Here is a 26360-nt window from a genome sequence, read left to right on the forward strand (position 1 = left end):
GACGCGTCACATGATGGGGCAGTTGACAGAGACCATGGGTCGCCTCTCGGCGATGGAACGCGATGACCGGACCCGGATCCGGACCGGATGACGGAAGGGTCCGGTGCTCCGGCACCGGACCCTTCCGTTCAGGATGATCGATGGTCGCGATCAGTTCTCACGCGAGTGGCGCCCGCGCAGGACGGAGCGCCAGCGCTCCTTGTTCACCGTGGCGATGGCCGCCAGGGAGATGCCCGCCGGGCAGGACACGGCGCACTCGCCGTACAGCGAGCAGGGGCCGAAGTTCTCGTCGAGCATCGAGACCATCTTGCGGGCCCGACGGCTGCGCTCCTGCCTGCCCTGCGGCATCTTGGCCAGGTGAGCGAGCTTGGCGCCCGCGAACAGCATGGCCGAGCCGTTCGGGCAGGCGGCGACGCAGGCGCCGCAGCCGATGCAGATGGCGTAGTCCATGGCCTGCTCGGATGTCAGGTGGTCCTGCGGCACGGTGTCGGCGTCCGGGGCGGTGCCGGTCATGACGTTCACGTGGCCGGCGGCCTGGACGAGCTCGTCGAGGGCCGAACGGTCGATCGCGAGGTCGCGGATGACCGGGAAGGCCGCCGAGCGGAAGGGTTCGATCGTGAAGTGCGTGACCTCGGGGAACGAGCGCAGGTGCTGACGGCAGGCCGGCGTGTTGGCCAGCGGGCCGTGCGGCTTGCCGTTGACGAGGAAGCCGCAGCATCCGCAGACACCCTCACGGCAGTCCGACTCGAAGACGATCGGCTCGCCGCCGGCCCCGACGATCTCGTCGTTGAGCTGATCGAGCATCTCGAGGAGACTGAGCTCGGGCTCGACGTCCTCCATGACATGGGTCTCGAAGTACCCCTCGGCGTCGGGTCCGTCCTGACGCCAGATATCGAGTGTGACCTTCATCGGTAATCCCTCACCTGCAGATCGATCAGCGAGAAGTTGAGCGGTTCGCTGTGGCGGACATGGGTGCCGTCGGGACGGGTCTCCCACGCGGACACGGCGCACCACTCGTCGTCGTTCCGCTTGGCCTCGCCCTCCGGGGTGGCGTACTCGGTGCGGAAGTGCGCACCGGCCGACTCACGGCGGTCGAGGGCGTCGAGGACCATGACCTCGGCCAGTTCGAGGAAGTCGGCCACCCGGCCCGCCTTCTCGAGCTCCTGGTTGAGACGGTCGTCGGAGCCGACGACCGTGACGTCGCGCCAGAACTCCTCGCGCAGCTCCCGGATCTCGCCGAGGGCCCTGCTCAGACCGGCCTCGTCGCGGCTCACGCCGCAGCCCTCGTAGAGGATGTCGCCGAGGCGGCGGTGGAACCACTCGGGACGACGAGTGCCGTTGTTGCTCGTCAGCTTGTTGATGCGGTCCTCGACGTAGGCGATCGACTCGCGCACCTCGGGGGCCTCGGTGGACAGGACCGGCTTGCCGACGAACCCGGCGAGGTAGTTCGGCACCGCCAGCGGCAGGGTGAACCAGCCGTCGACACTGGCCGACAGGAGCGAGTTGGCGCCCAGGCGGTTCGCACCGTGGTAGTTGTTCGACGCCTCACCGCCCACGAACAGGCCGGGGATGTTGCTCATCTGGTCGAAGTCGACCCACAGGCCGCCCATCGAGAAGTGGGCGCCGGGGGCGATGCGCATGGGCACCTCGTACGGGTTCTCGCCCGTGCAGTCGAGGTACATGTCGAACAGGTTGCCGTAGCGCTCCTTGATCGTCTCCTTGCCGAGACGGCTGATGGCGTCCTTGAAGTCCAGGTACACCGAGTTGTGCAGCGGGCCGACGCCGTGGCCGGAGTCGATCTGCGTGCGGGCGTTGCGGGAGGCGACGTCGCGGGGGGTCAGGTTGCCGAACGACGGGTACTTGCGCTCCAGGTAGTAGTCGCGCTCGTTCTCGGGGATGTCATTGGCGGGACGGTCGTCGCCGGGCTTCTTCGGCACCCAGATGCGGCCGTCGTTGCGCAGCGACTCGCTCATGAGCGTGGTCTTGGACTGCCAGTGCTGGCTGACCGGCAGGGCGGTCGGGTGGAACTGGAGGAAGCAGGGGCTGGCGAAGTAGGCGCCGTGACGGTGCGCGCGCCATGTGGCGGTGGCGTTCGAGCCCTTGGCCAGCGTCGACCAGTGGTAGACCGAGCCGTAGCCGCCGGTGCACAGCACGACGACGTGAGCGGTCCAGCCGCGGACCTCGCCGGTGAGCAGGTCGCGGGTGACGATGCCCTGGGCGCGGCCGTCGGCCACGACGAGGTCGAGCATCTCCATGCGGTTGTGCATCTTCACGGTGCCGGCGTCGACCTGCTCCTGGAGCGCCTGCGAGCAGGCCACCTCAAGCTGCTGGCCGGTCTCGCCGCGCGTGTAGTAGGTGCGGGAGACCTGCACGCCGCCGAACGAGCGGGTGGCCAGCTGGCCGCCGTACTCGCGGGCGAACGGGGCGCCGATGGCGTACATGTGGTCGATGACCTTGACGGACTCGATGCCGAGGCGCACGGCGTCGGCCTCGCGACCGCGGTAGTCGCCGCCCTTGACCGTGTCCTTCACGAAGCGCTTGAGCGAATCGCCGTCGATCTTGCGGGCGCGGGCCGCGTTGATGCCGCCCTGGGCGGCCACCGAGTGGGCGCGCCGCGGCGAGTCGTGGAAGCAGAAGCAGTCGACGTCGTAGCCGAGTTGGCCGAGCGTGGCCGCCGCGCCGGAGCCCGACAGGCCGGTGCCGACGATGATGATCTTCATCTTGCGACGGTTGGCCGGGTTGACAAGCCTGTACTCGTCCTGACGACGGCTCCAGGCGGTCAGCGGATCTCCCTCGGGGACGTGGGCGTCGAGCTCGGGGCCCACCTCGTAGCCTGCGGCCTTCTGCGCCGGGCCGAGCACGTCGCGCTTGCGCGGGGCGTCGTTCGGACGGACGAGGGGGCGGCTGGGGTCGTGCCCGGCGGCCGCGGGGGCCGGAACCGGGGTCGCGCCCGCCGGCGGCGTGACGTCGAGCTTCTCGGCGACCGCGCCGATGACGTTCTTGATGATGTTGGTCATGAGATCACCCCAGACAGGACGAGCATGGGCAGGGCGCCATTGCAGACCATGATGATGAGCGCAATGAGCAGGAAGGCGATGAGCCAGATCTTGCGCAGACGCGGGCCGGTGCCGCCGAAGTCGTTGACGGCGTTCCAGCCGCCCTGGCCGATGTGCAGTGCGGCGACGATCATGATGACCGTGTAGAAGATCGCCATCCACGGGCGGGAGAAGCTGGCGACAAGGTTCTCGTAGGCGTGCGCGTGGACGACCATCTCGTTGCCGACCATCTCGTGGGTGGCCTCCTGGAACCGGGAGGGCGCGAGGCCGCGGCCGATGGTGAGGTCGAGCAGGTGGACGATGATGAACGCGAGGAGCAGGACGCCCTCGACGACCATGTACTTGGCGAACCAGGCCTTCTTCTTCATGCCCTTGCGGGAGAACCCGCCGCGGGCCCTGCGACCGCGGACGTAGATCGTCAGACCGGCCCACACGTGCAGGATCAGGCAGACGCCGAGCGCCAGGCGCATGACGTAGAGCAGACCCTCGTAGGGCAGGAACGGGAAGAGGAAGGTGCGCAGGAAGGCCGCATACGCGTTGTAGTCCTCGGCGCCGAGGAACAGCTTGAGGTTGCCGACCATGTGGACAAAGACGAAGAGAACGAAGATCGTGCCGGTGGCGGCCATGATCAGCTTCAGGGTCACGTTCGACGGATGCTGGTTCAGCTTCTGCCGGACGACCGTGTCCCCCTGTCCTCGCGCCTTCTCGGTGACGCTCATGGGTTACTCCAATCGGGTGATGAATTGGTCCTACCATATGCCCTTCGCCGGGGGCACGCGGCATCGGGACGCACCTTTGGGACGATTTGCAGACCTATTCGGTCGGGGCGACCGGATTCACTGGTCTGAGAACCGCAAACGGGTCCGTCACGCGGTAGCCGGATGATCCAAACCTATAGGTGCGGGCGGGCCGCCCTCCACCGGCCCCGGGGGTCGACAGGCGGCCCGTCGCGACGATCTCGCCCCGTCTGCCCAGGACGCGGCCCAGGTTCGTCGCGTCGACGTCGTGGCCGAGCACCTCGATGTACAGGTCGCGCAGCCGCGCGAGGGTGAACTCGGCCGGGGCCAGGGCGTACGCGATGTTGGTGTACGACAGCTTGGCCCGCACCCGCCCCAGGGCCGCCGTGACGATGCGGCGGTGGTCGAAGGCCATCCCACCCAGCCCCGCGAGGGGCTCCCAGCGGCCTGCCGAGTCGCCGCCGGGCTCGACGGACGGCCCGACGAGCCCGACGTAGGCGGTGGCGATGGTGCGCTCGAAGGGGTCGCGCCCGGGGTCGGACAGGGTCACGAGCTGCTCGCAGTGCCCCAGGTCGGTCAGGTCGAGCTTCGTCGCCAAGTGCCGCTCCAGGGCCTCGTCCATCGTCTCCCCCGCGTCGACCGGGCCGCTGGGCAGGGCGAGCCTGCCGGTGAAGGGTTCACGGGTCCGGCGCCAGACCAGCACCTCGAGCCGCGCGCCCCCGACCGGCGACACGCGGAGGATCACGGCGATGACCTCATGGCGGAACTTCGCCACGCCATGACCATCGCGGAAGGGCTCACTCGACACGGCATGATGGTACCGCCCCCGAATTTTCGACTTGGAGACGATATTAAGCTATGTTATCGACTCATGAGCAGTAACTTGATCGGCAGCGATCCCGAGGACGGGAGGAACCCAATGACCACCACCGCGACCACCGATCCCGCACCGGCCGTCCGCGCCTGGGCCGACGCCGTGCGCCGGGAGGCCGCCGGGCAGGATGCGGTCATCCTGGCTCACAACTACCAGCCGCCGCTGATCCAGGACGTCGCCGACCACGTCGGGGACTCGCTCGCGCTGTCGCGCATCGCGGCGGACTGCGACGCGGGCACCATCGTCTTCGCCGGGGTGCACTTCATGGCGGAGACCGCCAAGCTCCTGTCCCCCGGCAAGCGTGTCCTCATCCCCGACGCGGGGGCCGGCTGCTCCCTGGCCGACTCGATCACCGCGGACCAGGTGCGGGGCTGGAGGCGCGAGCACCCCGGCGCGGTGGTGGTGAGCTACGTCAACACGACCGCCGAGGTGAAGGCCGAGTCGGACATCTGCTGCACCTCGTCGAACGCCGTCGAGGTCGTGGCCTCGGTGCCGGCCGACCGGGAGGTGCTCTTCTGCCCCGACCAGTTCCTCGGGGCGCACGTGCGGCGCATGACCGGGCGCGACACCATCCGCGTGTGGCCCGGGGAGTGCCACGTCCACGCCGAGATCTCCCCCGCCGAGCTCATCGACCGGGTGCACGAGCACCACGAGGCCGAGCTGTTCGTCCACCCCGAGTGCGGGTGCACGACCGCCGCGCTGTGGCTCGCCGGACGCGGCGAGCTGCCGCCCGGGCGCACCAGGGTGCTGTCGACCGGCGGCATGCTCGACGCCGCGAGGAGCACGCGGGCCGGCGAGGTGCTCGTCGCGACGGAGGTGGGCATGCTCCACCAGCTGCGCCGGGCGAACCGCGCCACCCGCTTCACCGCGGTGAACCCGCGCGCGGCCTGCCCCTTCATGAAGCTCACGACCCCGGAGAAGTTGCTGCGCTGCCTGCGCGAGGGCCGGGACGAGCTCCATGTGGACGAGCGGATCGCGGCCCGCGCCCGCGTCGCCGTCGAGCGCATGATCGCCATCGGGCGCACCGGCGGGGGCGAGTGAGGGTGGGCGCCGTGCACGGCTGGGAACTGCCCCACGGAGCCGAGGACAGGCCCCTGCGCACCGGCGTCCTCGTCGTCGGTTCCGGCGTGGCCGGGCTCACGACCGCCTGGTGCCTCTGCCGCTCGGGCGTCCCCACGACGATCCTCACGCGGGCCTCGCTGTCCGACTCGAGCACCGACTGGGCGCAGGGCGGGCTCGCTGCGGTGTGGTCGCCCGAGGACTCGACCCGTTCGCACGTCGCGGACACGCTGACGGCCGGGGCCGGGCTGTGCGAACCGGGCCCGGTGCGCGCGCTCGCCGCCGAGGCGCCGGAGGCGCTGCGCCGGCTCATCGCGCTGGGCGCGCGCTTCGACACGGGCCCCGACGGAGGCGCCGACCTGCACCTGGAGGGCGGCCACAGCGCCCGGCGCATCCTCCACGCGGGCGGCGACCGGTCGGGGCACGAGGTGCACCGGGCCCTCGTGGCGGCGCTCCGCGGTCGGGCCCGCCTGGACGTCCGCGAGTCGGTGCGCGTCGTCGACGTCCTCACCGACGCCGACGGCGAGGCCTGCGGCGCCCGGGTCCTCGACGGACGCGGCCGGACGGGAAGCATCCTCGCCGGCGCCGTCGTGCTCGCCTCCGGCGGGATCGCCGGCCTGTGGCCGACCTCGACGAATCCTCCGGTGTGCACGGGCGACGGCCTCGCCGCGGCGCTGCGAGCCGGGGCGCGGGCCCGCGACGTCGAGTTCCTCCAGTTCCACCCCACGGTGCTCGTCGTCCCGCCGCGATGGCGCCGACCCGGCGACCGCGGCGTCCTCATCTCGGAGGCCGTGCGCGGGGACGGCGCCCTCCTCGTCGACCACGGGGGCGCGCGGATCATGGCGGGGGTGCACCAGCTCGCCGACCTTGCGCCGCGCGACGTCGTCTCGTCCGCCGAGCACGCCCACATGGCCCGCACCGGGGAGCCCCACCTGTTCCTCGACGCCACCGCCTTCGGCGCCGCCGCCTGGCGGGAGCGGTTCCCCTCGATCCTGCGGATGTGCCGCGAGCGCGGCGTCGATCCCGTCACCGAACCGATCCCCGTGCGCCCCGGCGCCCATTACCACTGCGGCGGCGTCCGGGCCGACATGGCGGGACGGACCGACGTGCCCGGGCTCCACGCCGTCGGCGAGGCCGCCTGCACCGGGGTCCAGGGGGCCAACCGTCTCGCCTCGAACTCCCTCACCGAGGGGCTCGTCATGGGGCGGAGGGCCGCCGAGGCCATCATCGCCGACTTCCCCCGTCCCGGACCGCCGGTCGCGCGCCCCTCGTCCCCGCCGGCGGACGGCGGCGCCACCGGGGGCATCCGCCGGCTCCTCGCCGAGTACGCCGGGGTGCTGCGCACCGACGAGGGCCTCGCCCTGGTCGAGGCGGCGGCGCAGGAGCCGGGGCGGGCCGCGGGGCTGGACGACGCGAGCCTCACGGCGACGAACACGGCCCTCGTCGCGGCGCTCCTCGCCCGCGCCGCCCGGCGCCGACGCGAGTCGCGCGGCTGCCACCGCAGGGCCGATCTGCTCGTGGAGGACCCCGCCTGGCTGGTCCACCAGGACTGGAGTCTGGACGACGAGCGCCGACCGCGCGTCCGCGACGTCCCGGTGGGCCGGTGCGACGACGCGGAGGGTCCGCGATGAGCGCCCCGGGGACGGCGCCCGGCGTCCTGGGGCCCGAGCGGGTGCCGGATGCCCTGCGCGCCGCCGGTCTCGACCCGCGCGGCGTGCTGGAGGTCGTCGACGGGGCGCTGCGGGAGGACCTGGCCCTGGGCCCGGACGTCACGACGGACGCGATCCTTCCGGCCGGGGCGCGGGGCTCGGCATCGGTCGTGGCGCGGGGCGACGGCCGTCTGGCGGGGATCCCGGTGGCGGCCGCGGTCGTCCACCGCCTCGCCCGGGCCCGGGGCGTCGACGCGACGGTGGAGGTCCTCGTCGAAGACGGGCGGCCGGTGTCCGCCGGACGGACGGTGCTGCGCATCCGGACGCAGCTGCGCTGCCTGCTCACCGCCGAGCGCACGATGCTCAACCTGCTGGGGCAGCTCTCGGGCGTGGCGACCGCGACGGCCGCCTGGGCCGACGCGCTGGCGGGCACGGGAACGGTCGTGCGCGACACCCGCAAGACGGTGCCCGGTCTGCGGGCCCTTCAGAAGTACGCCGTGCGCTGCGGAGGAGGGGCGAACCACAGGATGGGGCTCGGCGACGCGGCACTCGTCAAGGACAACCACGTCGCGGCGGCCGGCTCGGTGGCGGCGGCCCTCGAGTCGGTCCGGGCGCACGCGCCGCGACTGCCCTGCGAGGTGGAGTGCGACACCCTCGAGCAGGTGCGGGAGGCCGTCGCCGCGGGGGCCTCGCTCGTGCTCCTCGACAACATGGAGCCGGCGTCCATGGCCGAGGCCGTGGCGCTGTGCCGGCCCGTGGGAGTGCGCACCGAGGCGAGCGGGGGCCTCGTGCTGCCCGACGCGGCGGCCGTCGCCGCCACGGGGGTCGACTACGTCGCCGTGGGGGCGCTCACCCATTCATCCCCCGTGCTTGACCTGGGCCTGGACCTGGACTGACACGGCGGGGCCGACGCGGACGCGGCGCCGGGCGGGCTCAGCAGCCGGCCAGCCGGACGGCCAGGTAGTCCTTCACCCGGGCGAGCCCGACTCGCTCCTGGGTCATGGTGTCGCGCTCGCGGATCGTCACGGCGTCGTCGTCGAGGGTGTCGAAGTCGACCGTCACGCAGAAGGGGGTGCCGATCTCGTCCTGGCGGCGGTAGCGCTTGCCGATGGCCTGGGCATCGTCGAAATCGACGTTCCAGACCCCGCGCAGCTCGTCGGCCAGGGAGCGCGCCTTCGGGGAGAGCCGCTCGTTGCGGCTCAGCGGCAGCACGGCGACCTTGACGGGGGCCAGGCGCGGGTCGAGCCGCAGCACGGTGCGCTTGTCGACGCCGCCCTTCGTGTTCGGGGCCTCGTCCTCGGTGCAGGCGTCCACGAGGAAGGCCATGAGGGAGCGGGTCAGGCCGGCCGAGGGCTCGATGACGTACGGCAGGTAGTGCTCGTTCCTGGCCTGGTCGAAGTAGGTCAGGTCGGCTCCGGAGTGCTCGGCGTGGGTGCCAAGGTCGAAGTCGGTGCGGTTGGCGATGCCCTCGAGCTCGCCCCAGTCGCCGCCGGCGAAGCCGAAGCGGTACTCGATGTCGACGGTCCTCTTGGAGTAGTGCGAGAGCTTCTCGGCCGGGTGCTCGTAGAGGCGCAGGTTCTCCTCGGCGATGCCCAGGCCGGTGTACCAGGCCTTGCGGTGGTCGATCCAGTACTGGTGCCAGTCCTCGTCGGTGCCGGGCTCGACGAAGAACTCCAGCTCCATCTGCTCGAACTCGCGGGTGCGGAAGATGAAGTTGCCGGGCGTGATCTCGTTGCGGAAGCTCTTGCCGGTCTGGGCGACGCCGAACGGGGGCTTCATGCGCGTGGTGGTGAGGATGTTCTTGAAGTTGATGAAGATCCCCTGGGCGGTCTCGGGGCGCAGGTAGTGCAGCCCGGACTCGTCCTGGACCGGACCGAGGCAGGTCCTGAGCATCATGTTGAAGTCGCGCGGCTCGGTGTACCGGCCGCGGGTGCCGCAGTTGGGGCAGGGGATCTCGGCGGCCTCGACGGTGTCGGGGTCGGCGATGCCCTTGCGGTTCGCGTACTCCTCGGCCAGCTGGTCGGCGCGGAAGCGCTTGTGGCAGGACAGGCACTCGACGAGCGGGTCGTTGAAGACCGCGACGTGGCCCGAGGCCACCCACACCTGGGGCGGCAGGATGACCGACGAGTCCAGACCGACGACGTCGCCGCGGCTCGTGACCGTGCTGCGCCACCACTGGCGCTTGATGTTCTCCTTGAGCTCGACGCCCAGCGGTCCGTAGTCCCAGGCCGCGCGCGTCCCGCCGTAGATCTCGCCGCAGGGGAAGACGAATCCGCGCCGCTTGCACAGGCCGATGACCCTGTCGAGTTTGCTCTCTGCCACTGATGGCTCCTTCGTCATGCCGGATGACCGGCGACGGGCCGATACCTGGCTGGCACCGGCGCGGGCCCGCTGGCCCGTGGCCCATCATGCCCGAAGCGGGTCCGGCGGTGCCCCGCGCACCGCAGCGCGGACGCCCCGGCGGGCCCGGGCCGGGGCGACCCATCTTCTTGCGAATCATTTGCATTTAGAGCCGAGCCGATCCAGAATGGCTCTCATGAGACTTCGATCCGCACCCGTGACCCTGCGCGCCGCCGCCGCCGTGCTCGCCGGCGCGCTGACCCTGAGCGGCTGCTCGTCGTCCGGCGCCGGCGGGAGCACCGACGGCCTCGACGTCGTGGCCGCCTTCTACCCCTTCCAGTTCGTCGCCGAACAGGTCGGCGGGGACCTCGTGCAGGTCACGAACCTGACCCAGCCCGGCTCCGAGCCGCACGACCTGGAGCTCACCGCCCAGCAGACCGCCTCCCTCGGCCAGGCCGACCTCGTGCTCTACCAGACCGGATTCCAGGCGGCCGTCGACGACGCCGTCGCGCAGAGCGCGCCGAAGGCCTCGATCGACGTCGCCTCGATCGTCCCCCTCGCCGATCCCGTCGAGTCCGTCGACCTCGGCGAGGACGACGCCGGGGACGACGACGAGCACTTCGCCAAGGACCCCCACGAGTGGCTCGATCCGCGGAACATGATCACGATCACGAACGCCGTGCGCGACGAGCTGAGCGAGCTCGATGCCGAGCACGCCGAGCAGTACCGGGCGAACGCCGACACCCTCGTCGAGCGACTCACCCGGCTCGACGCCGACTTCGCCGCGCTCGGGGAATGCCAGCAGAAGACCTTCGTGACGACGCACGCGGCGTTCGGCTACCTGGCCACCCGCTACGGGCTGAACCAGATCGGCATCTCGGGGCTGTCCCCGGACGAGGAACCCTCGCCGGCGCGCATCGCGCGGGTGCAGCAGCTGGCCCGCGACAACGGCGTGACGACGATCTTCTACGAGACCCTCGTCTCCGACAAGGTCGCGAGCTCGATCGCCGGGGACCTGGGCCTGGCCACAGACGTGCTCGACCCGCTCGAGGGCATCACCGACCAGTCGCGGGGCGACGACTACATCGAGGTCATGGAGTCGAACCTCGCCGCCCTCAGGACGGCGAACCGGTGCGGGTGAACCGCCGGGCGCCGGACACGGCACGCCGGGCACGACGAGGAGGAGCAGGGATGGACGGGACGACGAGGGGGCGCACGGCCGCCCCGGAGGACGGGGACGGGACGGTCCTGGAGTGCCGCGGGCTGTGCGTCACCCTCGACGGGCACCAGATCCTCGTCGACATCGACGTGCAGGTGCACCGGGGCGAGGCGGTCGCCCTCCTCGGCGCCAACGGGTCGGGCAAGTCGACCCTCGTCAAGGCACTCCTCGGGCTCGTCCCGACCAGCGCCGGCAGCGTCCGGCTGTTCGGTGAGCCGCTCGCCCGCTTCACGCGGTGGCGTCTCATCGGCTACGTGCCCCAGCGCGGCGAGTCCTCGGTGAGCAATGCCACCGTCCGCGAGATCGTCACCACCGGGAGGCTCGCCCACCGCAGGCCCTTCCGTCCGCTGAGGGCCGCCGACCGTGCCGCCGTCGGCGAGGCCCTGGAGCGCGTCGGCCTGACGGACCGGGCCGGCGACCCGCTGCGCATCCTCTCGGGCGGGCAGCAGCAGCGCGCGCTCATCGCACGGGCCCTCGCCGGCCGGGCCGAGCTGCTCGTCATGGACGAGCCCCTGGCCGCCCTCGACGTGGACACCCAGGAGAGCCTCGCCGGGCTCTTCGGGACGCTCAAGGCCGACGGCCTGTCGATCCTCGTCATCATGCACGAGCTGGGGCCGATGGCCGGGCTCATCGACCGCTCGATCGTGCTGCGCACCGGGCACAAGGTCCACGACGGCCCGCTCGAACCGACCGGCGGCGGGAGCGGCGACCACCACGTGAACGCGCCGCGGGCGGGCGCCTACCTGCCCGACCCCCGGATCCTGCCCGGCCCCAGGGTCGTACGGCTCCACGCCGGACAGGAGCACTGAGATGTCCTTCCTCGCCCTCGCGTTCATGCAGCGCGCGCTCGTCGCGGCGCTGCTGTCCGGCGTCATGAGCCCGGCCGTCGGCACCTACATCGTCCAGCGGCGGCTCTCACTGCTCGGCGACGGCCTGGGCCACGTGGCCATCGCCGGCGTCGGCCTCGCCCTGATCACGGGCTGGGCGCCCACACCGATCGCCATCGCCGTGTGCGTCGCCGGCGCGGTCGCCATCGAGCTCGCCCGCCAGAGCGGCCGGGCGCCGGCCGACGTCGGGCTGGCCATCCTCTTCTACGGCGGGCTGGCCACCGGCGTCCTCATGGCGGGCATCTCGGGCCGGGGTTCGGGGGTGCTCTCGCAGTACCTCTTCGGCTCGCTCACCACGGTGAGCACCTCGGACGTCGTCGTCGTCGCCGTCATGGCCGTGGTCATCGTGACGCTGTGCCTCGGCCTGGCACCGCAGCTGTTCGCCGTGTGCGCCGACGAGGACCACGCCCGGAGCCAGGGCCTGCCGGTGCGGGCGCTCGAACTGTGCATCGTCGTCATGGCCTCGGTCACCGTCGCCGTCTCGATGCGCACCGTCGGACTCCTGCTCGTGAGCGCCATGATGGTCGTGCCCGTGGCGGCGGCGAACAACCTCGTGACCGGCTTCCACCGCGCGCTGCTCACCTCGATGGGGATGGGCCTGGTGGTCAGCGCGGTCGGCGTGATCGGCTCGTACTACTGGAACACCGCCTCCGGAGCGACGATCGTCGTGAGCGCCATCGTCGTCTTCATGGTCAGCGCACCGATCGGCTCGTGGCTGACCCGCAGGAGGTCGCTGAGGGCCTCCGACGACCCTATAGTGAGGACAACGGGCGGGGGTCCCGACCCCCGGTGCGCCATGACGCGCCACGACACCGCGGACGGGGGCGCCGACGGCGGGGGCGTCCCCGGGAGGACACGGACGAGGATCGGTGACGCGGGCGATGAGCACTGACAGGGCCGGCACCACGGACAGGGCGCAGCCGCGCAACACGCGCCAGCGCCGGCTCATCCTGCGAACCCTCGGCGAGGGCCGCGGCTTCCGCACCGCCCAGCAGCTGCACGCCGAGCTCGTGGAGGCCGGCGAGCAGGCCTCGCTGGCCACCGTCTACCGCGTCCTCAGCTCACTGGCCGACAACGGCGAGGCCGACACCTGGCGCACCCCCGAGGGCGAGATGGCCTACCGCCGCTGCTCGACGGTCCGGCACCACCACCACCTGATCTGCCGCACCTGCGGTCGCACCGTCGAGGTCAGCGGCGGCCCGGCCGAGCGGTGGTCCGAGGCGATCGCCGCCGAGCACGGTTTCATCCAGCCCGAGCACCACGTCGAGATCTTCGGGATCTGCCCCGAGTGCGCCGCCCGCGGGCCGCTCGAGGACTGACGGTCGCGGGACGACCCCGCCGGTGGATCCGGGGCCCCTGGCGATAGGATCGATCCGTACAACACACATCACCTCTGCGAGGGAAGCCGGTGGGAATCCGGCGCTGACGCGCAGCCGTGAGTCGGGGACGCCCCGACGAGTCGGAATGCTCGCTCCGGTGATTCCAACCTCGACCGCTGCCGCGAACGCACCGGCGACCGTGATGTCGTCGTGCATGCAGCACAAAGGATGACATCATGAGCGCCACGACCTGGCCGCTCGGACAGCCCCACGAGACCGAGCCGAGCACCGCACCCTCCCTCCACCCGCTGCCGACCGCGCAGATGATCCCGCGTCTGGACACCTACCTCCATGCGTGGCTCGCCACCCGCGCCGGAACCGTCGCCGACAAGACCCTGCGCACCGACCAGGATCTGCTCCGCCTCATCCCGCAGCCCTGGATGCGCCAGGATCCGTGCACCTTCACCCAGTCCGACGTGCGCCAGCTCCTCGCGCACTTCCGCTCGCGGGGACTCGGCGAGCTCTCGGTGCGCCGCTACCGCGCCAGCCTCTCGTCCTTCTTCACCTGGCTGCGCGAGGGCGGGCTCATCGACCGCTCCCCCGTGCCCCGGTCCGCCCGCCGCCCCGCCGAGCCGACCACCTCGGCGATGCCGTTCACCGCGGACGAGCTCCACGAGGCCTTCCGCCAGTGGCAGGCCCAGGACCGCCGCCTGGCGCTCGTCATGCTCGTCCTGTCGCACACCGGGCTGCGCTGGGCCGAGGCCCGCTCCCTGCTCGTCGGGGACGTGCACCTGCGCGAGGGCTTCCTCGTCGTCCACCGGTCCACGCCCGAGGGGGTGAGCACCCGCGAGTTCGGACCCGAGCTCGTCCGGAGGGTCCCGCTCTCGAAGTGCGCGACCCGCGCGCTGGCCGAGCTCACCGCCGGGGCCCGCCCCGATCAGCTGGCCATGACCACCGACCGCGGCTGCCAGCTGCACCGCACCTCGGTGCTGCGCACGCTCGACTGGCCGCGCACGGGCCGGGGCCGCCGGCTGGTCGACCTGCGGCACACCGCCGCCCAGCTGTGGCTCGACTGCGGCCGTTCCCCGGCCCAGGTGCGCTCCTGGATGGGGCACAGCCTCATCACGGGCTGACCCCCGCGGCCCGGCCGGCCCCGTCCACGGCCCCGGCGGGGCCCGCCTCACTCGACCATGTCGAGGCTTCGGCGCTCGGGCAGAAGCAGGGCCGAGGCGGCGATGACGAAGCTGATCGCGAAAACACGGCGGGGACGATCCCGACCAGCAGGGCCCACCGCCAGCCGGGCACCCCGCCGAGGGTCCGCGGCACGAGGAAGCGGCCGAGCAGGGCGGCCAGGATCCAGCCGAGGGCCCAGAGGCTCTCGAGCCAGACCACCATGCGCCCGCGGATGCGCCGGGGGGGGCGAACTCGCTCACGAGGGTCGAGGCGACGGGCGGCTCGGCGCCCAGGCCGATGCCCACGACGAGGCGCAGGACGATGAGCATGCCGACGCCGACCGACAGGGCCGCGGCGCCGGTGGCGATGCCGTGGATGAGCAGGATGAGGGCGAAGACGGTGCGCCGGCCGAGCCGGTCGGCGAGCAGGCCCCCGACCGAGACGCCGATCATCATGCCGACGAAGCCGATCGAGCCGATCCAGCCGAGCCGGCTGTTCGACAGGCCCCACTGGGCGGCGAGGGCCGTCATGACGTCGCTGATGAGGAGGCCCACGTCCATCGCGTCGAGCGCCCAGCCGACGCCCGAGCCGACGAGCAGCCTGGCGTGCTCGGGGGCGAAGCGCAGACGATCGAGTCTGCCGCCCTGGTGGGCAGGGGGGAGGCGCTCATGGCCGGCTCCTCGGCGTCTTGGCCCCGGACGCCGGGGCCGACAAGCTTTCGACACGGAGACAATAACATCTGCGGGGCACCCCGAACCCGCTTCTCAAGGGCGGTTGGGGGTATCTGCGGCCCGGGTCGACCGGTAATCTCGCGCCATGGAGAAGAACAACCCCGACGGCGGCGCGGCCCCGCGGACGGCCGGCGACGGACCCGTCATCCTCACCCGGGGCCTGACGAAGGTCTTCGGTTACGGCGACAACGCCGTCACCGCGCTGAACCAGGTGACCGTGGACATCGCCCGGGCCCGTTTCACCGCGATCATGGGCCCCTCGGGCTCGGGCAAGTCGACCCTCATGCACTGCCTGGCCGGCCTGGAGAGCCCCACCGCGGGCTCGATCGTCCTCGACGGCCAGGAGATCTCCTCGATGAGTCAGCGGCGCCTGACGAGACTGCGCCGCGAACGCATCGGCTTCGTCTTCCAGTCCTTCAACCTCGTGCCCTCGCTGACCGCCGAGGAGAACATCACCCTCCCCATGGACATCGCCCACCGCAGGATCGACCGAGCCCGCTTCGAACGCATCGTCGAGGCGGTGGGGCTGAAGGACCGTCTCGGGCACCGCCCGGCCGAGCTCTCGGGCGGCCAGGTGCAGCGCGTGGCGTGCGCCCGGGCGCTGATCGGCGAGCCGGCGGTGGTCTTCGCCGACGAGCCGACCGGCAATCTCGATTCGCAGGCGACAGAGCAGATCCTCCGGGTGCTGCGCTCCAGCGTCGACGATCTGGGCCAGAGCGTGGTGATGGTGACGCACGAGCCCGATGCCGCGGCCTGGGCGGACGTGGTCTCCTTCCTGCGCGACGGCGGCTTCGTCGCCCAGATCGACCAGCCCGACCGCACCAGGGTGCTGAGCTTCCTCGACCGGCTCGGCGCGAACACGGGCCCGCCCGCGCCCGGCCCGCAGGCCCCGGCCGACCGGCAGCAGGAGAGCCCGGCCGAGGGCGGGCAGGAGAAGCCCCGGAGGTCGCTCACGTGAGACGAGTCGCCTGGCGCTCCGTGCGCTCCCATGCGGGCCAGTTCATCCTGACGACGCTGGCCGTCGTCCTGGGCGCGGCCTTCCTCTCGGGCACGCTGGCCCTGCGCGGCGTGCTCTCGGAGACCTTCTCGGCGCTGACCTCCTCCACGTTCAAGGCGGATCTGTACGTCAGCGGCTCCCGCGTCGAGGAATCGGGCTCGAGCTCAAACTCGAGCTCGGGCGTCCTCACCCAGCCGATCGACGGCTCGCTGGCCGAGCGGATCTCCGCCCTCGACGGCGTCGCGGCGGCCCGCCCCTACTCCTCGACCACCGTGACCCTCGTCGGCGCCGACCAGACGCCGGTGAGGAGCAACGGGGCGCCGTCCATGCTGCTGCCCGTCTACCCCGACGAGTACGACGAGCAGCTCGTCTCCGGCTCCCGGCCGACGGGCCCCGACCAGATCGTCCTGGAATCAGACGCCCTGAAGCGCTCGGGGCTGAGGATCGGCGACAGCACCCACATGGTCGTCAACGGCGAGCCGCTCGAGGTCAGGGTCGTCGGCGAGATCAGCTACGGCGCCTCCATGGCCGGCGCGACCATCGTCGGCATGGACCCGTCCTGGCTCATGCCGACGATCGCCCCGGACGGCAAGGTCTCGTCCATCTCGATCCATCTGTCCCCGGGAGCCCGGACCCAGCAGGTCTGCGACGAGATCAGGGCGCTGCTGCCCCAGGGCGAGCGGTTGCAGACCCGCGCCGAGGCTATCGACGAGCAGAACGAGGCGGTCGAGAACATCCTCGGCTATGTGCAGACCTTCCTGCTGGTCTTCGTGGTCCTGGCCATGTTCGTCGGCTCCTTCATCATCATGAACACCTTCGCGATGAGCGTGCGCCAGCGCGTCAAGGAGTTCGCCCTGCTGCGCGCGATCGGCGCCTCCGTCTCGTCGGTCTTCGCCGTCGTGATCTTCCAGGCCGTCGTCATCGGCATCATCGGATCCGCGCTGGGCGTTCTGGCTGGCACGGGCCTGACGCGCCTGCTCATGGTGATGCTGGAGGCCGGCGGCATGCCCCTGCCCGGCGGCGGGATCCCGATGACGACGCGGATCATCACGGTCTCGCTCATCACGGGCGTGCTCGTCACCGTGGCCGGCGCCCTGCTCCCGGCCAGGGACGCCGCCCTGACCGCCCCCGTCGAGGCCATGCGCGCCACCTCCGGCTCGCGGGAGAGGCCGCTGAGACTGCGCGGCGCCGTCGGCGCCGTGCTCGCCGCGGCCGGAGCGGCCGGGGTCACGGCCGTGTGGACGACCGACGGTCTGACGCATCGCTCCGCGGTCCTCGGCGCGGGCGCGGGCGCCCTCGTCATCGGGCTGCTCGTCCTCTCCCCCGTCCTCGCCAGGCCCGTCGTCGCCGTCCTCGGGCTGGCGACCAGGATCATCCGTCCCGGCGGGCGCCTGGCCGTGCGCAATCTGGTGGCCAACACCCGTCGCACGGCGGCGACCTCGGCGGCCCTGCTCATCGGGATGTCCCTGGTGTGCGCGGGCGCCACCGTCGCGGCCTCGATGCGCTCCTCGATCGAGAGCATCGTCAACGACTCGATGCATGCCGATCTCATGGTCCGCTCCGCGAGCACCCGGCAGGCGGTCCAGCTGCCGGCCGGGACGGCCGAGCGGATCAAGGAGCTCGACGGCGTCGAGTCGACGACCGGCTACGCCCTCTCCGTGGCCGCCCTGAGCGGCCGGAACGGCACGAGCGGGACCGGCTACCTCGCCACCGTGGATCCGCAGCACTACGGGGAGTTCTACGACCCGGGGATCACCAGCGGTTCCCTGGACTCGCTGGACGCCACGCACGTGGCCGCCTTCGCCGACACCGGCTACGCGCTCGGCGACCAGCTCACGGTGAACGGTCCGAACGGCGCCGTCACGGCCACGGTCTCGGCCATCGCCGATCCGAAGGGGATCTCCGCCTCCCTCTACGTCGCGCCCGAGCTGAGCGCCGCCGTCGGCTCCTGGCAGGGCTACGTGCCGACCGACCCGACGCAGGTGCTCGCCAGCCCGAGGGGCATGATGATCAACCTCGAACCGGGCGCCGACAAGGAGTCCGTGCGCAAGCAGATCCAGGAGATCGTCGCCCCGAGCTACGTCTTCGAGGTCCTCGACGCGGACCAGCTGTCCGATCAGACCGGCCAGCAGGCCGCCCGGATGCTGTCGGTCCTCTACGCGCTGCTCGGCCTGTCGATCGTCATCGCCATCCTCGGCATCGTCAACACGCTCGTCCTGTCGGTCTCCGAACGCATCCGGGAGATCGGCCTCATGCGGGCGGTCGGGCTGGGCCGGGCCCAGCTGGCCGGGGAGATCATCTGCGAGTCCGTGCTGACCGCCGTCTACGGCACGGTGATCGGCGGCGCCACCGGGGTGCTGCTGGCCGGGGCCCTGCGCAGGGTGCTGGCCGACGAGGGGCTGACCGAGCTGGTCATCCCCTGGTCGCAGCTGGGCGTGATGCTGGGGATCGCCGTCGTCGTCGGCGTCATCGCCGCCCTGTGGCCGGCCCTGCGGGCCACCCGCCTGCCGGTGCTGAGGGCCATCGCCACCGAGTGAGCGCACCGAGGCGCCGCGGGGAGCGCCTCGAGGTCGCACCGGGCGCCTTCGGCCTCGGTGCGCGGGGGCCGAGGACGCCCGGTGCGACGCTCAGCGCACGGACAGGCCGCCCTTGAGGACGCAGCGGCGCCGACGGGCGAAGTTGCGGGCCGAGGTCAGGCCCTCTCCGGTCGGGCCGGCGATCGTGAAGGTCGCATGGCCCTCCCCTCCGATGCCGATCCCGTTGTAGGACGGGCCGTTCTTCACGAAGATCGTCGTCTGGATCCGCTTGCCCATCCGCGTGAGGGCCCGGACGTCGAGGGAGTGCATGACCGCCGTGTGGCGGTTGCCGTGCTCGGCCTCCACCGCCTTGTCGATGGCCTCGTCGACGTCCTTGACCCGGACGATGCCGAGGATCGGCATCATGAGCTCGGTCTGGACGAAGGTGTGCTCGAAGGGCACCTCGGCGATGAGCAGGCGGGTGCCGTCCGGAACGCTCAGGCCTGCCTCGGCGGCCAGGGCGGTCGCCGGCTTGCCGACCCAGGACGCCACGGCGTGGCCGTCCTTCGCGACGAAGGAGGCGAGCCGCTCGATGACGGCCGGGTCCCTGACCTCGACGGCGCCGTGCTTGAGCATCTCGAACTTGAGCAGGTCCGTGATCGAGTCGACCGCGATGACCTCCTTCTCCGCGGTGCAGGGCAGGTTGTTGTCGAAGCTGGCTCCGTCGACGATGTCCTCGGCCGCCTGGGGGATGTCGGCGGTGGCGTCGACGACGGCCGGCGGGTTGCCGGCACCGGCGCCGATGGCCTTCTTCCCGCTCGACAGGACCGACCGCACGATGCCGGGGCCGCCCGTCGCGACGAGCAGGCGCACCGCCGGGTGGGCCATCATCGCATTCGTGTTCTCGATCGAGGGCCTCTCCACGGTGGTGATGAGGTTCGCCGGGGCGCCCGCCTCGGCCAGGGCCGCGTTGATGCGGCGGATGAGCCAGTGGGTGATCCGGGTGGCGCGGGGATGGGGGCTGAAGACGACGGCGTTGCCCGCGGCGAGCATGCCGATCGAGTTGTTGATGACGGTCTCGGTCGGGTTCGTCGTCGGGGTGATCGCGCCGATGACGCCGAAGGGCGAGAACTCGATGGTGGTGAGGCCGTCGTCGCCGCTCCAGGCCTCGGTGACGATGTCCTCGACGCCGGGGGTGTCCAGGGCGGCCGCGCGGTTCTTGAGGCACTTGTCGCGCGCGTCGCCCATGCCGGTCTCCTCGACCGCGGCCTCGGACATGCGCCGGAGCGCGGCATCGTCGGAGCAGACGTCGCGGATCGTCTGGACGTAGCACCGGCGGTCGCGCATCGAGCAGTCGAGGTACTGCCGCCAGGCCCGGTCGGCGGCCTCGACGGCGTCGTCCATGGTCGCGAAGATCCCGCCGCCGTCGCGCCCGCCCGGGGCCGGGGCGGCCCGTCCGGGCTCTTCGGGGCGCCGCGCGACGACCTCCTGGACGGTCTGGCGGACGATCCTCGAGACGAGTTCGGGGCTGATGCTCATGAACGGTGCTCCTTCCGGGCTGCTGCGAGTGCGTGCGTGACGATGGACACGTCCTGGTCGACCGTGCCGCCGGAGACGCCGATGCCTCCGACCAGTTCGCCGTCGACGAGGACGGGGAGCCCTCCCCCGAAGACGACCACGCGGCCGCCGTTCGAGTTCTGGATCCCGTGCAGCTCCCCGCCGGGGCCCGAGGCGTCCCCGAGGTCGGCGGTGGGCCGCTTGAAGGCCGCGGCGGTGAACGCCTTGCCCTGGGCCAGGTCGAGGCTGCCCAGCAGCGAACCGGCCATGCGCTCCAGGAGCACGAGATTGCCGCCGGCGTCGACGCCGGCGAAGACGCAGGGCACGCCGAGCTCGGCGGCCCGCTCCTGCGCCGCGGCGGCCATGGTCCTGAGCGCGGCGAGGTCGTAGCGGGGCAGCTCGTGCGGGTCGGACGGCCCGGCGCTCCCGGCCGCGGCGGGGCGCGGGTCGCCGGCGGCGCCGCCGCTTCCCGCGGGGTCCTGGGGCCCCGCGAGCGCCCGGGTGACGGCCTCGCGCACGAGCCCCTCGAGGCGGGCCGTGTCGTGGCGGTGCTCGGCCAGCCGGGCCAGCGCGAAGAGCGCATCGGAGAGCCGGTTGAGATAGGTGACGATCTCGGGGCGTATCGGCTCGTGCTCGGCGGCGGTGAGCACCCGGCGCTCGGCCCGGCGGACGACCGTGCGGGCGCGGTGCAGGACCGCCGAGACCGGATCGCGCCCCGGGATGACGAAGTGGTGCTGCGGGCCCGTGACGGCCAGGCAGTCGTCGATGAGGCGCTCCAGCCCGGTGACGTCGTCCTCGCCGATCCGGTCCGTGAGGAGCCCGCGGCCCTTCTCGTCGCTGGCCAGCTCGGAGGCCAGGGCGAACAGGCGCCGCTGGATGCGGTGCAGCTGGTCGCGGGAGCGGGGATCGTCCATGGCCGCCTTCGCCTCGCCGATCGCGACGTTGGCCTCGTCGACGGTGCCGTAGGCCTCGACGAGGGGCGACTGCTTGGGCACGCGGGAGCCGCCGAGGAGGCCGGTCGTGCCCTTGTCGCCGCTGCGGGTGTAGACGTCGGGCACGATCAGTCCCCCGCCAGCTCGACGGAGTCGACGATGCCGACGACCGTCGAGTCGATCGGCGACTCCTTCCGGGACGCCGCGAAGCGGGCCGAGGAGCCCTTGGTGACGATGACCGTGGCGCCGATGCCGGCGCCGACGGTGTCGACGGCGATCTCGGGCCGGCCGGTCGGGCCCCCGTCGACGTCGAGGGGCTGGACCAGCAGGAGCTTGAAGCCGACGAGCCGTTCGTCCTTGCTCGTCGAGACGACGGTGCCGCGCACCGTGGCGAGGAACATCTCAGGCCTCCCTGATGATCGTGACGGAACGGGTGCGGGCGACGTCCGCGGCCATCGCCGTGATCTGCGCGCCGGCGGGGACCCGCAGCACCGTGCCGACCGGCAGGCGCTGGACGACGCGCTGGCTGATGAGCCGCAGCTGGACGCTGACGGCTCCCGTCCGGGGCGCCGGGGCCGCAGCGGCCCGGGCCGCCCGCCCGCCGACGGCGACGGGGGTCGCCGGGGCGGGCGCACCGAGCCTGTCCAGCAGTTCGCGGCGGCTCATGCCCAGAGCCGTGGTGAGGGGGGCCGTCCTGGCGCGCTCGGCGCGCTCGTAGGCGGCCAGGACCGTGCGGGCCAGGGCCCCGGCGCGGGCGGTGCGCACGCCGAAGCCGCGCAGCGTCTCGAGGTTCTCGCGCATCACCGCGGCGAGGCCCTCGGGAATGGTGGGGAACCAGCGCCGCTTGTCGGGATCATCGGGGTCGCAGCCCGACGCGGCGGCGACGACGGGCCTGCCGGCCAGCAGGTAGTCGTTGAGCAGATTGCTCGCCAGGCAGTCGGCGATGCCGTGGGCGGTCTTGGCGGCGGCGTTCTGCGTGAGCGTCGCGACGACGAGCGTGTCGTGGGAGCCCGTGAGGTGCCGGTCGGCCGGTCTCATGGGGACCGAGGCGATGAGTCGCTGGTCGAGGATCCGCTCGGCGCTGGGGGTCTGGACGTACTCGAGCTCGACGCCCGAGGCGGCGAGCAGATCCAGCTCGCCGATGACCCGCTCGAAGCCGACGAGCGCCCCGGTGAAGAGCACGAGGGCGCGGCGGGGCGGCGGGGTCACGAGCTCGGCGAGGGCCCGGCGCACGAGGGCGCTCACGTCGTCGGCGGTCATGAGGGATCCTCCTCCCCCGCCGTCATGGGGATGCCCAGCGGCGTCACGAACAGGGGCTCGATCGGGCGGACGACCGGGCGGTGCAGCCGCGCCGCGAAGACCTCGGGGGCGTTGGAGAAGGAGCTCGAGCCGCCGACGAGGTGGACGACGGGCACGTCGACGCCCGCGAGGACGCGGTCGGCGATCGAGGCCATCTTGTCGAGCGTCGGGCGGATGACGCCCAGCACGCCGTCGCGGCGCCGCGGGTCCTTCTTCATGGCCTCCGCCTCCTCGTAGCTCAGCCCGTGGGCGCCGGCCAGGACGAGCGTCATGTGGTGCCCGCCGGTGGCCTCGTCGACCGACAGCCGCACGCGGCCCCCCTCGAGCACCGAGACCCCGGTGGTGCCGTGACCGATGTCGATGACGCACCCGTCGGTGACGCCGAGCGCGCGGGCAGCCGCGACCGGCTCGTCGACGATCTCGTCGGGTTCCGGGCCGGCCGCCGACACGACGTTCTCGAAGACCCGGACGTCGCCGGCGCCGATCCCGGGCGGGACCGCGACGCTGGCCCGGTCGAACCGGTGCCCGAGCCGCGACTCGAGGTCCGCGAGCAGGCCGCGCACCGCGCCGGTGGCGCCGGCCCAGTCGACGACGACCCCGTCACGGACCACCGACGAGTGGACCCACCCGCCGGCGACGGGGCGGTTGGCGGCATCGACCACGGACACGACGACGTTGGCGGTGCCGAGGTCGATGCCGAGCCGCAGCCCGCCCCCGTGCTCCTCGACCTCGCCCGTGCGCACGAGCTCGGCGAACCGGGCGATCGCCCGTTCGCGCCCGGACGGCGCCGTCGTGTCCGTGGTCATCCGCACCTCACTCGATCGGATCCGTTCACCGGCCTGCTTCTTCTCAGGCCTGCTTCGGCAGCAGCTTCTCCACGTCCGTGTGCGGACGCGGGATCACGTGGCGGGAGAGAACCTCCTCGCCCACGTTCGTGGCCGCGACGTGGCCGGCGTCGACGGCGGCCTTCACCGCGCCGACGTCGCCGCGCACCATCACCGTCACCAGCCCGGCGCCGACCTTCTGGTAGCCGATCAGCGTCACGTTCGCGGCCTTCGCCATGGCATCGGCGGCCTCGACGGCCCCGACGTAGCCCTTCGTCTCGATGAGACCCAGCGCCTCACCCATGGTCATCCCTCCTTCTGTCGTTCCTTCTCGGTCGACGGTCCGTCACCGCCGACGGAAGCCCTGCGCCCGGACGGGCGGTTCGCCCGGCCCGTTCCGATCGTCGAGGGCGCGTCCTTCTGACGCGCCCCGCCCCGGGCCCCGTCCGGCGCGCAGCCGGAGCCCTCGTCGCCGGCCTGCTCGGCCCCGTCCTGCGCGGGCTCGCCCCGCTCGGATCCGGCACCGTCCTGGTCGGCATCGCCCTGCCCGGGCTCGGGCTCGGCCGGCGCCTCCTCGGGCGGGGTCGGGACGGCGGCCCCGTGGCCCGGCCGGTCCGCGCTGGTCGGCGCGCCGAGCCCGACGGTGAGCGGCGACAGGACGACGTCGCCCAGCTGGGGGTCGGGCCGCGGGATCACCGAGGTGGCGAAGACGGTGCTCACCCGGGCCGCCGCCGCGGCGGCCGCGGCGACCGCCGCGGAGACCGAGGAGACCTGCCCCTCGACCTTGACGGTGACCATGCCGGCGCCGTCGGTGGTCTCGTACCCGATGAGCCGGACGTTCGCGGCCTTCACCGCGACGTCGGCGGCCTCGATGGCCGCGGCCAGACCGAGGACCTCGATCTCGCCCAGGGCGTTCGTGAGCATTGCCTCTCCTCCACTCCTCATTGATGGCCCCGATTCCTCGACGACCCCGATCGGTCGCCGCCGATCCCGATGAGCGGCATGCGCTTGACGAGCCGGGCCGCGTCGGCGCCCATGGCGCGGACGCGCTCGGGCCCCGCGTCGACGTCGAGGACGAGATAGGGGCGCGCGGCGTCGAGCTTCTCGGTCGTCACGGCGACCCGCCTCCCGTCGACCCCGACGCCGACGCCGAGCCGGGAGGCCAGCGCCGCCCCGTGGGCCAGCGCGGCGGCGTCCCCGGCGTCGGCGCGCGTCACCGAGCCGGGCACGCCCTCCTCCTCCATGCCGACGCGGATGAGGTCGATGCACTCGGCGCTCGCCCCCGGGCCGACCCCGACCCCGATCGTCGGCCTGGTCTGCTCGACGATCCTCATGGCCACTCCTTCCGGGACAGCACGAGACCGGTGGCCACGGCGTTGCGCGGGCCCTCGGTGCCGCGGATGTTGGCCCGCCCGGCGACGACCCGGTACTCCCCGAGCGCCCTCGTGACGAGCTGCGGGATCTCGAAGTCGAGGGCCGAGCCGCCGACGAGGACGACATGGGCGATGTCGCGCACATTGCGGGTGGGGCTCACCGCGGCCAGGGCGCGCAGGGCGTTGGTGACGAAGACGCGCTCCTTGGCGCGGATCCTGATCCGGCGGATGGCCTCCAGCGGCTGGCGCAGCGGCAGCGGCAGCATCCCCTCGGCGTCGAGGACGACCGTGCGGGCGTACAGTTCGGGCGCCAGCGGCTCGTCGAAGAACTGGACGGTGCCGTCCTCGTGGCGGATGTTGAACAGGGTCTCGACGCGGGCCAGCGGGTGGCGCTTGATGCGCTCGGCGAGGTCGGTGCCCTCCAGGCCCAGCTCGGAGGCGATGAGCATGGTCACCATGTCCCCGGCCCCGGCCAGGTGGATCGAGACGGCCTCGTCGCCCTCGCGCAGGACCGAGGCGTCGGTGGACCCGGCGCCCATGTCGAGGATGGCGATCGGCAGCGAGGTCCCGGGGGTCGTCAGCGCACCGCGGATCGCCATGTCGGCCTCGACCCCGCCGATCTCGACGCGGATGCCGAACTGCCCGGTCATCTCCTCGGCGATGCGCTGCATCTGGAGTCTGTCGGCCTTCACCATGACGGCCATGCCGACGGCGGCCTCCAGCGAGAACTCCCCCGCCAGGCCGCCGGTGACCGACTGGGGGACCTGGGTGTCGACGGCGAGCAGATCGGTGATCTCGATGTCGGACGGCTCACGGCCGGTGAGCCGCGCCATCGTGACGCGGACCTTCTCCATCATCCCGCCGATGTTCGTCCCGGGCTCGCCCCGCACGTCGCGCAGGAGGCCCGCTCGGGCGGCGGCGCGCATGATCTCCTCGGCGCCCGCCTCGACGTCGACGTCGACGGCGCGCTCGCCGAGCAGATGCAGGGTGCCCGCGGGGATGCGGCGCTCGGTGACGTCGCCGGCCGGGGTCTTGATGACGACCGCGGAGCGGTTGCCGACGAGGGCGCGGGCCATCGGGACGACGGCCGCCGTCTCCGAGGCGGACAGGCCGAAGAGGGTGGCGATGCCGTAGGGGTTCGACAGGGTCTCGATGACGCGGCCGGCCTCGGCCACCTCGATCGCCGCCGGCATGCCGGTCGGCACCCTGTCGATGAGCCGGACCTCGTCGACGATGGGCATCCTGCGTTCGAGCCGGTTGTCGACGAGGACGCCGTCGTCGAGCTGCAGGATGGCGCCGGTGACCGTGACGCGTTCGGCGTGCTCGTTGATGCGCCGGGCCACGTCGCGGAAGTCGTGGGTGCGGTCGGCCAGGACGATGTACTGCTCCCCCGCCCTGGCGAGCCCGAGGTCCTCGATGCGGATCGTCGTGCCGACCGCGACGCCGAGCCCGCCGGGGGTCGACGGGTTGTGCCCGATCATCGTGGACTCGGTGATGATCGTCTCGGAGATCGTCTCCATGGCCACGTCGCCGATCACCGGCGCGGCCTCGTTGATGCGGATCAGGTCGAGCTCGCCGAGCTCGCGGCCGGCCCTCTCGAGGGCGACGGTGAGCCCTTGGAAGACCCCCTGGGTGTTCTGGGGGGTGCCCTTGATGCCCGTCGTGGGGATCGTCGCCGTGGCCAGGAACCGCGGGGCGGCGCCGGCGGGGACCTCCGCCAGCGCCACCTCCGTGGTGGCGTTGCCGATGTCGACACCGGCGATGAGGGTCATGGCACGAATCTCCTGCTGCTCGAGGCGGGCTGCTCAGCGGGCCGGG

The 26360-nt window shown here is 72.5% G+C and carries 25 protein-coding genes, 1 pseudogene and 1 riboswitch; of the genes and pseudogenes, 10 read left to right on the top strand and 16 right to left on the bottom strand.

Annotation, left to right across the window (positions count from 1 at the left end; all coding sequences use genetic code 11):
* Nucleotides 1-150: 150 nt before the first annotated feature.
* The 4 genes from K336_RS0112755 to K336_RS0112770 all read right to left on the bottom strand — a co-directional run bounded on the left by K336_RS0112755 (nt 151) and on the right by K336_RS0112770 (nt 4601).
* Nucleotides 151-909, bottom strand: coding sequence for a succinate dehydrogenase/fumarate reductase iron-sulfur subunit (locus K336_RS0112755; RefSeq protein WP_021797211.1), 759 nt, complete (start codon nt 907-909; stop codon nt 151-153).
* Complete coding sequence (locus K336_RS0112760; protein ID WP_021797221.1) at nt 906-3017, bottom strand: fumarate reductase/succinate dehydrogenase flavoprotein subunit; 2112 nt, start codon at nt 3015-3017, stop codon at nt 906-908. Before K336_RS0112760 ends, K336_RS0112755 begins: the two co-directional genes overlap by 4 nt.
* A complete protein-coding gene (locus tag K336_RS0112765) occupies nt 3014-3775 on the bottom strand; it encodes a succinate dehydrogenase cytochrome b subunit (RefSeq protein ID WP_021797222.1) in 762 nt (253 codons plus the stop codon). The genes K336_RS0112760 and K336_RS0112765 overlap by 4 nt, the downstream gene beginning before the upstream one ends.
* Nucleotides 3776-3869: 94 nt before the next feature.
* Entirely contained in the window at nt 3870-4601 is a 732-nt protein-coding gene (locus K336_RS0112770; RefSeq protein ID WP_043151174.1) for an NUDIX hydrolase, read from the bottom strand.
* A gap of 111 nt (nt 4602-4712) precedes the next feature.
* Between K336_RS0112770 and nadA the strand changes: the two genes are divergently transcribed.
* From nadA to nadC, 3 genes are read left to right on the top strand one after another with little or no spacing between them, the layout of a single operon-like run.
* Nucleotides 4713-5708 carry a quinolinate synthase NadA gene (nadA, locus tag K336_RS0112775; RefSeq protein ID WP_028707241.1) on the top strand — a complete coding sequence of 332 codons (996 nt, stop codon included), beginning with the start codon at nt 4713-4715 and terminating at the stop codon, nt 5706-5708.
* Nucleotides 5709-5719: 11 nt separating this feature from the next.
* Nucleotides 5720-7357, top strand: a complete 1638-nt coding sequence (gene nadB, locus K336_RS16530; RefSeq protein WP_051245834.1) for an L-aspartate oxidase — start codon at nt 5720-5722, stop codon at nt 7355-7357.
* Nucleotides 7354-8271 carry a carboxylating nicotinate-nucleotide diphosphorylase gene (gene nadC, locus K336_RS0112785; protein ID WP_021796644.1) on the top strand — a complete coding sequence of 306 codons (918 nt, stop codon included), beginning with the start codon at nt 7354-7356 and terminating at the stop codon, nt 8269-8271. Before nadB ends, nadC begins: the two co-directional genes overlap by 4 nt.
* Nucleotides 8272-8308: 37 nt before the next feature.
* Here nadC and K336_RS0112790 read toward each other — a convergent pair whose 3' ends face one another.
* On the bottom strand, nt 8309-9715 hold the full coding sequence (locus K336_RS0112790; protein ID WP_043151176.1) for a glycine--tRNA ligase: 1407 nt from the start codon (nt 9713-9715) through the stop codon (nt 8309-8311).
* A gap of 196 nt (nt 9716-9911) precedes the next feature.
* Here K336_RS0112790 and K336_RS0112795 point away from each other — a divergent pair, with 196 nt between their 5' ends.
* From K336_RS0112795 to K336_RS16545, 5 genes are all read left to right on the top strand, one after another.
* Entirely contained in the window at nt 9912-10856 is a 945-nt protein-coding gene (locus tag K336_RS0112795; protein WP_226906029.1) for a metal ABC transporter substrate-binding protein, read from the top strand.
* Between the two features lie 50 nt (nt 10857-10906).
* The gene (locus K336_RS16535; protein WP_051245806.1) at nt 10907-11743 is read left to right on the top strand and encodes a metal ABC transporter ATP-binding protein; all 837 of its coding nucleotides are present in this window, start codon (nt 10907-10909) and stop codon (nt 11741-11743) included.
* A 1-nt stretch (nt 11744) separates the two neighbouring features.
* Entirely contained in the window at nt 11745-12713 is a 969-nt protein-coding gene (locus K336_RS16540) for a metal ABC transporter permease (RefSeq protein WP_081660876.1), read from the top strand.
* Complete coding sequence (locus K336_RS0112810; protein ID WP_043120446.1) at nt 12703-13140, top strand: Fur family transcriptional regulator; 438 nt, start codon at nt 12703-12705, stop codon at nt 13138-13140. Before K336_RS16540 ends, K336_RS0112810 begins: the two co-directional genes overlap by 11 nt.
* A gap of 14 nt (nt 13141-13154) precedes the next feature.
* Nucleotides 13155-13311: riboswitch (cobalamin riboswitch) on the top strand.
* A 65-nt stretch (nt 13312-13376) separates the two neighbouring features.
* Entirely contained in the window at nt 13377-14273 is an 897-nt protein-coding gene (locus tag K336_RS16545) for a tyrosine-type recombinase/integrase (RefSeq protein ID WP_021796649.1), read from the top strand.
* Here K336_RS16545 and K336_RS19850 read toward each other — a convergent pair.
* Both K336_RS19850 and K336_RS19855 read right to left on the bottom strand, forming a co-directional pair.
* Complete coding sequence (locus tag K336_RS19850) at nt 14263-14535, bottom strand: hypothetical protein (RefSeq protein ID WP_028707245.1); 273 nt, start codon at nt 14533-14535, stop codon at nt 14263-14265. The genes K336_RS16545 and K336_RS19850 overlap by 11 nt on opposite strands.
* 23 nt (nt 14536-14558) lie before the next feature.
* A pseudogene (locus tag K336_RS19855) lies at nt 14559-14873 on the bottom strand (MFS transporter); the annotation flags it as partial.
* Nucleotides 14874-15129: 256 nt separating this feature from the next.
* On the opposite strand from K336_RS19855, the gene K336_RS16555 reads away from it, so the two are divergent.
* Nucleotides 15130-16002 (top strand): ABC transporter ATP-binding protein, encoded by an 873-nt coding sequence (locus tag K336_RS16555; protein WP_021796652.1) that lies wholly within the window; start codon nt 15130-15132, stop codon nt 16000-16002.
* On the top strand, nt 15999-18578 hold the full coding sequence (locus tag K336_RS0112835) for an ABC transporter permease (protein ID WP_021796645.1): 2580 nt from the start codon (nt 15999-16001) through the stop codon (nt 18576-18578). The genes K336_RS16555 and K336_RS0112835 overlap by 4 nt, the downstream gene beginning before the upstream one ends.
* Nucleotides 18579-18668: 90 nt before the next feature.
* Here K336_RS0112835 and K336_RS0112840 read toward each other — a convergent pair whose 3' ends face one another.
* The 9 genes from K336_RS0112840 to K336_RS0112880 are packed head-to-tail and all read right to left on the bottom strand — an operon-like array spanning nt 18669 to nt 26314.
* Nucleotides 18669-20096, bottom strand: a complete 1428-nt coding sequence (locus tag K336_RS0112840; protein ID WP_021796648.1) for an aldehyde dehydrogenase family protein — start codon at nt 20094-20096, stop codon at nt 18669-18671.
* Complete coding sequence (locus K336_RS0112845; RefSeq protein WP_028707247.1) at nt 20093-21172, bottom strand: cob(I)yrinic acid a,c-diamide adenosyltransferase; 1080 nt, start codon at nt 21170-21172, stop codon at nt 20093-20095. Before K336_RS0112845 ends, K336_RS0112840 begins: the two co-directional genes overlap by 4 nt.
* A gap of 2 nt (nt 21173-21174) precedes the next feature.
* Entirely contained in the window at nt 21175-21447 is a 273-nt protein-coding gene (locus tag K336_RS0112850) for a EutN/CcmL family microcompartment protein (RefSeq protein WP_021798367.1), read from the bottom strand.
* A 1-nt stretch (nt 21448) separates the two neighbouring features.
* Complete coding sequence (locus K336_RS0112855) at nt 21449-22306, bottom strand: flavoprotein (RefSeq protein WP_021798364.1); 858 nt, start codon at nt 22304-22306, stop codon at nt 21449-21451.
* A complete protein-coding gene (gene eutJ / locus K336_RS0112860) occupies nt 22303-23151 on the bottom strand; it encodes an ethanolamine utilization protein EutJ (protein ID WP_021798362.1) in 849 nt (282 codons plus the stop codon). Before eutJ ends, K336_RS0112855 begins: the two co-directional genes overlap by 4 nt.
* A 43-nt stretch (nt 23152-23194) precedes the next feature.
* Nucleotides 23195-23473: a BMC domain-containing protein gene (locus tag K336_RS0112865; RefSeq protein WP_021798363.1), complete on the bottom strand. Its 279-nt coding sequence runs from the start codon at nt 23471-23473 to the stop codon at nt 23195-23197.
* Nucleotides 23474-23475: 2 nt separating this feature from the next.
* Nucleotides 23476-24093, bottom strand: coding sequence for a BMC domain-containing protein (locus tag K336_RS20010; protein ID WP_051245809.1), 618 nt, complete (start codon nt 24091-24093; stop codon nt 23476-23478).
* A 17-nt stretch (nt 24094-24110) separates the two neighbouring features.
* Entirely contained in the window at nt 24111-24503 is a 393-nt protein-coding gene (locus K336_RS0112875) for a glycerol dehydratase reactivase beta/small subunit family protein (protein WP_021797831.1), read from the bottom strand.
* A complete protein-coding gene (locus K336_RS0112880) occupies nt 24500-26314 on the bottom strand; it encodes a diol dehydratase reactivase subunit alpha (RefSeq protein WP_028707248.1) in 1815 nt (604 codons plus the stop codon). The genes K336_RS0112875 and K336_RS0112880 overlap by 4 nt, the downstream gene beginning before the upstream one ends.
* Between the last annotated feature and the right edge of the window lie 46 nt (nt 26315-26360).

It is taken from the genome of Propionibacterium acidifaciens DSM 21887 (genome assembly GCF_000426605.1).
GTDB classification, from domain to species: domain Bacteria; phylum Actinomycetota; class Actinomycetes; order Propionibacteriales; family Propionibacteriaceae; genus Propionibacterium; species Propionibacterium acidifaciens.